This window comes from Fischerella sp. (assembly GCF_013388695.1).
Classification (GTDB): Bacteria; Cyanobacteriota; Cyanobacteriia; order Cyanobacteriales; family Nostocaceae; genus PCC9605.
On the sequence record NZ_JACAEU010000100.1, the window covers coordinates 19,977 to 27,062 of the forward strand.

The 7,086-nt window shown below is 43.6% G+C and carries 7 protein-coding genes, 1 tRNA gene and 1 riboswitch; of the genes, 3 read left to right on the plus strand and 5 right to left on the minus strand.

Annotation, left to right across the window (positions count from 1 at the left end; translation table 11 throughout):
* Window positions 1–12 precede the first annotated feature (12 nt).
* Window positions 13–690 carry a 7-cyano-7-deazaguanine synthase QueC gene (gene queC, locus HXY43_RS13770; RefSeq protein ID WP_026734262.1) on the plus strand — a complete coding sequence of 226 codons (678 nt, stop codon included), beginning with the start codon at window positions 13–15 and terminating at the stop codon, window positions 688–690.
* Between the two features lie 50 nt (window positions 691–740).
* Here queC and HXY43_RS13775 read toward each other — a convergent pair whose 3' ends face one another.
* Both HXY43_RS13775 and HXY43_RS13780 read right to left on the minus strand, forming a co-directional pair.
* Window positions 741–2,114 carry a hemolysin family protein gene (locus HXY43_RS13775; RefSeq protein WP_290883732.1) on the minus strand — a complete coding sequence of 458 codons (1,374 nt, stop codon included), beginning with the start codon at window positions 2,112–2,114 and terminating at the stop codon, window positions 741–743.
* A 91-nt stretch (window positions 2,115–2,205) separates the two neighbouring features.
* Entirely contained in the window at window positions 2,206–2,907 is a 702-nt protein-coding gene (locus HXY43_RS13780; protein ID WP_026734264.1) for a hypothetical protein, read from the minus strand.
* A gap of 191 nt (window positions 2,908–3,098) precedes the next feature.
* On the opposite strand from HXY43_RS13780, the gene HXY43_RS13785 reads away from it, so the two are divergent.
* A tRNA-Ile gene (locus HXY43_RS13785) sits at window positions 3,099–3,171 on the plus strand.
* A 171-nt stretch (window positions 3,172–3,342) separates the two neighbouring features.
* Here HXY43_RS13785 and HXY43_RS13790 read toward each other — a convergent pair.
* Window positions 3,343–3,783, minus strand: coding sequence for a hypothetical protein (locus HXY43_RS13790; protein WP_290883733.1), 441 nt, complete (start codon window positions 3,781–3,783; stop codon window positions 3,343–3,345).
* Window positions 3,784–4,023: 240 nt separating this feature from the next.
* Between HXY43_RS13790 and pyrE the strand changes: the two genes are divergently transcribed.
* On the plus strand, window positions 4,024–4,641 hold the full coding sequence (gene pyrE / locus HXY43_RS13795) for an orotate phosphoribosyltransferase (RefSeq protein ID WP_290883736.1): 618 nt from the start codon (window positions 4,024–4,026) through the stop codon (window positions 4,639–4,641).
* A gap of 87 nt (window positions 4,642–4,728) precedes the next feature.
* Here pyrE and thiC read toward each other — a convergent pair whose 3' ends face one another.
* The gene (gene thiC / locus HXY43_RS13800) at window positions 4,729–6,102 is read right to left on the minus strand and encodes a phosphomethylpyrimidine synthase (RefSeq protein ID WP_290883734.1); all 1,374 of its coding nucleotides are present in this window, start codon (window positions 6,100–6,102) and stop codon (window positions 4,729–4,731) included.
* 8 nt (window positions 6,103–6,110) lie between these two features.
* Window positions 6,111–6,205, minus strand: a riboswitch (TPP riboswitch).
* Window positions 6,206–6,412: 207 nt separating this feature from the next.
* Window positions 6,413–6,742 carry a hypothetical protein gene (locus HXY43_RS13805; RefSeq protein WP_290883735.1) on the minus strand — a complete coding sequence of 110 codons (330 nt, stop codon included), beginning with the start codon at window positions 6,740–6,742 and terminating at the stop codon, window positions 6,413–6,415.
* Window positions 6,743–7,086: the final 344 nt, after the last annotated feature.

The window sequence follows — 7,086 nt, forward strand, 5'->3', positions numbered from 1 at the left end:
CCCTTAGTAAAGATGAAAGCTGTAATTTTATTGTCTGGTGGATTAGACTCTTCCACAGTTCTCTACCAAGCACTAGCAGATGGTTGTGAGTGTTACACCATTTTCTTTGATTATCAGCAACGACATCGACGAGAGTTACAGTCAGCCTTGGCGATCGCACAAAAAGCAGGCGTAGTCCAAAATCAAGTAGTAACATTTGACTTGCGGCTATGGGGTGGTTCAGCACTCACTGACGATGCAATTGATTTACCCCAAGGGCGCTCCGTCAAAGAAATGTCGCAAAATATACCTGTAACCTATGTTCCGGCGCGAAATACCATCTTTTTAAGCTTTGCCCTTGGTTATGCTGAAACCATTGCCGCTGAACGTGTTTACATAGGTGTTAACGCCTTAGATTACTCTGGATATCCTGATTGTCGTCCTGACTATATCCAAGCGATGCAGGAAGTTTTTCGTTTGGGAACAAAACAAGGACGTGAAGGCAAGCCTATTAAAATTGTTACACCCCTAATCAACCTGAAAAAAACCGAAATTATCCAATTGGGTAACAAGTTGGGAGTACCTTGGCAATTTACTTGGTCTTGCTACGCTGGTGGTGATGTTGCGTGCGGTGTCTGCGATGCTTGTCAATTGCGTCTTGCAGCTTTTGCTGAGTTGGGGCTTAAAGATCCGTTGCCTTATGCTCAGTAAGAGATGGGGAGGTGGGAAGATGGGGAGACACTTGAAAAAGATTCACCCCATCACCCCTCCAAGCGTCGTACCTGAATTTGATGCAACCTAGGCCCTTTAATCGACATAACAGTGAATTCCAGATTTTGATAGCGTAAGGTTTCACCAAGGGAAGGAACTTTCTGCAATTGATACAGCAAAAAGCCTGCTAGTGTTTGGTATTCCTTCCGCAAAGGTAAATTGAGACGTAACACTTCGTTAAGGTCTTCCAAGTTGATCTGCGCTTGCACTAAGAATGTTTGCTCATCAACCAAATCGATCAACAATTCGTCAGTAGTTTCTGTTGCGCCTATGTCACCAATAATTTGAGCAATGACATCTTCAATAGTAACCAGTCCTACCGTTCCACCAAATTCATCCACAACTACTACCATTCCTAGCTTTTCTTGCTGCATCATGGGCAATAGTTCATTTAAGGGCGTATTTTCCGGCACAAATCGTATTGAACGCATCCACGCTTGGATCTGTGCTTCTAAAATCAACTTGCCCGTAGCTAAAGGTTTTGCTAAGTCTTGAAAGTAAACAATGCCACGAATATCATCTAAAGATTCTCCGACAATAGGGAAGCAAGAATGACCTGTTGCTGCCATTTGTTCGAGAAAAGTTTGTAAGGTAGCATCGTTAGGCAGCACTACTATGTTTGTGCGGGGAACCATGACTGCTTGTGCGGTTACATCCCCAAACTCAAAAACATTTTTGAGCAGTTCTCGTTCTTCAGCTTGCAAACCAGTAGATTCGTGTTCTGTAGAGATAATTAGTTGCAGTTCCTCAGGAGTAACGGGTGGTCTCCAACTCTGACCTGTATATTCAATGCCAAATAGCCGTAACAGACAGCGGGTAGATTGGTTGAGAATCCAAATAAAAGGTTTAAAAAATCGGACGATCGCTCTAACAAAAGGCCCTAAAAACCGTGCTAGTTGTTCTGAGTACAGCATAGCTACCGATTTAGGACACAATTCACCCAAGACAATTTGCAGATAAGCAATCAAAAAAAAGGCGATCGGGATTGATAGAGAATGGGCGAGAAAGGTACTCATCCTACTAGGTAAGGGCCAGGATAGGAGCCACGATCGCACTAAAACGACAATTGTACTTTCTCCAATCCACCCCAGTGCCAAACTCGAAAGGGTAATCCCTAATTGAGTTGTAGACAACAATCGGTCAATACTGTGCTGCAAAACCTCAACTGCTACCGCCTGAATGTCACCAGCCTCAACTAACTGGTGAATGCGCGATCGCCGTACTGTTACCATCGAAAACTCGGCCGTAACAAAAAAAGCATTGATAGCAATCAGCAGTAGTACTGACAACAATCGCAGCCCTACATCAGTCCAACTCAAGCCAGGAAAACTTATCACTGCCAAAGCTCGTGTAAACGCTCCCATTTGGGTATTGGGTATTGGGGATTGGGGATTGGGAGAAGATTTTTCTTATTTACTAATACCTAATCCCCAGTCCCTAGTCCCCAGTTCCCAGTTACCTTTCTACAGGAATATCTGACACTTCTAACTTCAGTTTTTGAGCAGGATAATCTGTCAGAGAAAGTGAGATACTTTTGACATCATCAAGCAAAGCTGTAGGAATACTTACAGTACCAGAAAATGGTGGTGCATTGTTAGGCAATTCTGATGGCAAGCCGTCTGTACTGGCACTGAGGGTTCGCCCTTTATCATCTGTGACATCCAAAAAACTATAGAGGAAGCGCACAGAATCTTTACCTTTATTCTGCATTTTCACGCGCAGTTGCAAAGCACCGCCAGAATAGCGAGCAGATTGTACCGACAGACTCACACCATCACTTTCAGCATTAACTGGAAATCCTTCCTGGGGTTTTTCTTCAACCTCTTCTTGGGGCTTTTCCTCTGGCTTCTCCTTTTTGTTAGTAGCCTCCTCGTCCTCTTCCTCTGTATTTTCTGATTTAGCAGCTTTGGTCTTGCCCTCAATCCGTGCCTTGACAATTTTCAGGATTTCTTCCTCTTTTAAGAGCGTTAATCCTCCATGTTGTGAATTACCTGTCTTAGGGCTGGTAAACTTGCTAGTCGGACGAGCATCTGGTGCAGTTACACCTTTTAGTGCTTTACTGCCTATATCAAATCCCAAAATCGCACTTACAGAACCAGCTCCTAACATCAGGGTTAACAAAGTCAAAGTTAAAAGTACAGTAGAATTTAGTTTCATTGCTGACAAGCTATGGCAGAAAAATGCTGGTCTATCTCAAAGTATTGAAGCTGCTGAGCTTCATCCTTAAGGGAACTTTATTAATCTTAGTCTGCACTATTGCAGAATCGAATAATGTAGTATAAAAACCCGATCGGCTAATGGCGATCGCACACAAGTAGTATAATTATGCTAAAATTTATCAGACATGACCAGGGTTGGCCGAGCGGTTGAGGCAGCGAACTCATAATTCGCCTTAGACAGGTTCAACTCCTGTACCCTGGATTACTTAATCATAGAATTAAAATTTTCATGTTCGTAGAGACGCGAAATTTCGCGTCTCTACAGACCAATTTTTTGTACCAAAAATCCTTAACTGAACCGTATTGGTACATAGTCAATAGTCAATGGTAAATAAACAGTTGACTATTGACTCTTTCTCTTTATAGTAGGATTTTACCGAGGAGGCATTTGCTCAAATCGGAACTCAGTTCCGACTTTCAGCTTGCTAGCATTCAAACCGGGAGACATTAACAGCGAAGTGTTGTAAGGATTGGGTAAATCTGGAGTGCGAAGGTAAGGATCGTTACTAACTTGCTGATAGAGAGTATCCCGATAAACAAGATTAACCAGTTCAGCATCTCGCGCAATCTGCTTTTCTGGAAAGGAACTCCGGGACAACGAACCAGGCCCCACTAAGAAGTTTATATTGCTCTTGGTAGTGGTATTGCCAAAGAAATTAGGGTCATTTTTAAAATAAGCTCGCTCAAATACTTCATTCGCTGTTTCATATTCATAATTAGGTGTCTGCATCTCCTCTTTTGCTACTGCTGGAAAAGCAATAGCAGTAGCAAAAATCACTAATAAACCACCCAAGGCTTTGAACTTAAAAGTCATTTTTATAGCTCCTCTGTGTTTGCGCGAATCTTAACTTATCCTTATTTTCAGAACTCTTAAGTAGGTGGGAATGAATAAACATATTTCTCATGGTGGCTGTTAGTAGTTAGTGGTTAGTGGTTAATAGTCAAACTACTAACTACTATCTACTAACCACTCACAAACCTCATAGTTATGTTTTTTACGCCCTGTTACTTAGGAGTTCAACCTTTGGTTTAGCACAATTTTTAATCTCTTGTGATGACTTATCAAGCCGAAAGCCTTACCCAGTCTGATTTTTGGGCAGATAGTAGCGATCTGACAGTTCTGCGTAACAAATTACTAGATTTATTTTGTCAACTGGCATATCAAGAGGGTGATTTTGTTCTCTCTTCCGGACAACGTAGTTCCTATTACATCAATGGTAAAGAGGTAACGCTCCATCCCCAAGGTGCTTTGGCAATTGGTCGTATTCTCTTATCGCTATTACCACCAGATACTCAAGCAGTGGCTGGTTTAACACTGGGCGCAGATCCGATTGTTACGGCAGTGACTGTGGTTTCTGCCTACGAACACCGCCCGATACCAGCGCTGATTATTCGCAAAGAAGCTAAAGGGCATGGGACGAGGGCGTACATAGAAGGTCCCAATTTGCCAGAAGGTGCAAACGTGGTCGTTTTGGAAGATGTTGTCACTACCGGACAATCTGCGATGAAAGCAGTTGAACGCCTGAGAGCAGCAACTTATACTGTTAATCAAGTAATTTCTCTGGTAGATCGCAAGCAGGGCGGAGCAGAGTTTTATGAGTCAGTAGGGTTGAAATTTCAGGCAGTGTTGACGATTGAGGAGATTCAAGAACGGTATCGGCAGATGAAGTGAGCTTTTATTAAAAACGCAGAGGAACGCAAAGAAGTCCTCTGCGTTCCTTTGCGTTTACCTCTGCGTTACTTTGCGTTTAAAAGACTGTTAACTTTGAGTGACAGTCTCTTTTGCCAAAAACTTCTCTAGTTCTGTTAGCGCGTCTGCATCCACTTTGGTTTGCATCGGACAGAACTTGGGTCCGCACATTGAGCAAAACTCAGCAGTTTTGTAAATGTCTGCTGGCAAGGTTTCGTCATGGTATTCTCTAGCTCTGTCGGGATCAAGCGCCAATTCAAACTGACGGTTCCAGTCGAAGTTGTAACGAGCGCGGGAGAGTTCGTCGTCTCTGTCTCTTGCCCCTGGGCGGTGTCTGGCGATATCCGCCGCATGAGCCGCAATCTTGTAGGCAATCAACCCGTTTCGCACATCTTCAGGATTGGGAAGACCTAGATGTTCCTTGGGTGTCACGTAGCACAGCATAGCAGTACCGTACCATCCCGCCATAGCCGCACCAATAGCAGAGGTGATATGGTCATAACCGGGAGCGATGTCTGTGACTAATGGCCCCAGAACATAGAAAGGTGCTTCTGAACACTCTTCCATCTGCTTTTTAACGTTAAACTCAATTTGATCCATTGGGACGTGTCCGGGACCTTCGACCATCACCTGTACGTCATGCTCCCAAGCTTTGCGGGTCAATTGTCCGAGGGTTTTGAGTTCGGCTAACTGCGCTTCATCAGATGCATCATGGGTACAACCAGGACGTAGCGAGTCACCTAAGCTAAATGAGATATCATATTTCTTGAAAATTTCGATGATGTCCCGGAAGTGAGTGTAAAGTGGGTTTTGTTTGTGGTGATGCAGCATCCACTTTGCGAGAATGCCACCGCCGCGAGAGACGATACCAGTCAGGCGGTTTCTCACCAAGGGCAAATGTTCAATCAAAATCCCGGCGTGGATAGTCATGTAATCTACCCCTTGCTGGGCGTGTTTCTCAATCACGTGGAGAAAATCATTGGGACTGAGGTTTTCAACCCTACCATGAACGCTTTCTAAAGCTTGGTAGACTGGCACTGTGCCAATGGGAACGGGTGAAGCTTTGATAATCGCGGTGCGAATTTCATCTAAATTACCGCCGCCAGTAGATAAATCCATGACGGTATCAGCACCGTATTTTACTGCCAGTCTTAGCTTTTCCAGTTCTTCATTGATATCAGAAGAGTTGGGAGAAGCACCAATGTTGGCATTTACTTTACACTTAGAGGCAATGCCAATACACATTGGCTCTAAGTTTGTGTGATTGATATTCGCAGGAATAATCATCCGTCCCCGCGCTACCTCATCTCTGATTAGCTCGACGGGGAGGTTTTCCCGCTGGGCGACGTAGTGCATTTCTTCGGTAATGATACCCTGACGAGCATAGTACATTTGAGTAACATTGCTCAGCCCACGCCGCTTGGCGACCCATTCTGTTCGCATATTTACTTTACCTCTATAAACAGCTTCCCTTCGCCGGTATTACCCGGATTCAGGTTCTAAGGGTCTAATCTCAGCCTGTATGCAGGCACCCCTAGCATCAGAGCTGATTGTAGCACTTTGGCAGTGGCGGAGATATGCGAATTAACAATTTATGACTATGTAGTGTGGTAATGAGCGATCGCCCTCCTCTACCACAAGCGCGATCGCCATTTACTATTGCCTCAAAATACCATACTTGATAACCCTAAAGCCTGCATTTGCGGACTTTGTTCGTGTAATCACACTCTTGAAATTTCAGCGCTCAAAATTTCTATTTGCCAAAACTTGGCGTGGGAAAATGGCGTGTATGAAACAAAATTGCTCCCAAATTACCAATCAAACAGGTAATCGCTAGCGACAACAAAACGTAAGTGGGAACCATGACTACACCAATCATGAACCAAGTATAAACGTGCAGTACCATCATTAAAGCAAACATGCAGGCTGCTCCGGAAGCTGGCCACACTTGCTGTGGTGGGCAACGGAGTACAGCAAAAGTAATCGTCAACAGCGTGGCAACCAAGTTTGCTGGTACGAGAAATGTACAAATACTGATGCAGTTGGCGCGGGAAAACTCCGCTAAGGTGTTGAAATCGAGCATCAACTTTTGGGATAACGTCACTTTAGTATAAGATACTTAATCAGCTGGCGAAATAACGAAATATAAATCTGAGTAATACTTAATTTAATATTATGATAAGTTTACATACATATTGTATTAGTATAAAAAATAACTATCAATAAACTAAATAGCTAGACAAAAATAAGTATAGGAATCCGGTTTGATTATTGAAAAAATCTAAGTACAGATAGGGTGTTTTATCGGCGAGAGTACGGCACCAAAAACATAGAATGGTGCGTTAGCCTTTGGCGTAACGCAACGGCAATAAAGGGGGAGGAAAATCCACACCCCTTTTTGCCTCCCCTACGTATCTTTTCAAAAAT

What these genes read in the sequence shown, in the direction of transcription:
- queC (WP_026734262.1), top strand. Translation starts at nt 13, where the DNA reads ATGAAAGCTGTAATTTTATTGTCTGGTGGATTAGACTCTTCCACAGTT.
- HXY43_RS13775 (WP_290883732.1), bottom strand. Translation starts at nt 2,114, where the DNA reads ATGGGAGCGTTTACACGAGCTTTGGCAGTGATAAGTTTTCCTGGCTTG.
- HXY43_RS13780 (WP_026734264.1), bottom strand. Translation starts at nt 2,907, where the DNA reads ATGAAACTAAATTCTACTGTACTTTTAACTTTGACTTTGTTAACCCTG.
- HXY43_RS13790 (WP_290883733.1), bottom strand. Translation starts at nt 3,783, where the DNA reads ATGACTTTTAAGTTCAAAGCCTTGGGTGGTTTATTAGTGATTTTTGCT.
- pyrE (WP_290883736.1), top strand. Translation starts at nt 4,024, where the DNA reads ATGACTTATCAAGCCGAAAGCCTTACCCAGTCTGATTTTTGGGCAGAT.
- thiC (WP_290883734.1), bottom strand. Translation starts at nt 6,102, where the DNA reads ATGCGAACAGAATGGGTCGCCAAGCGGCGTGGGCTGAGCAATGTTACT.
- HXY43_RS13805 (WP_290883735.1), bottom strand. Translation starts at nt 6,742, where the DNA reads ATGCTCGATTTCAACACCTTAGCGGAGTTTTCCCGCGCCAACTGCATC.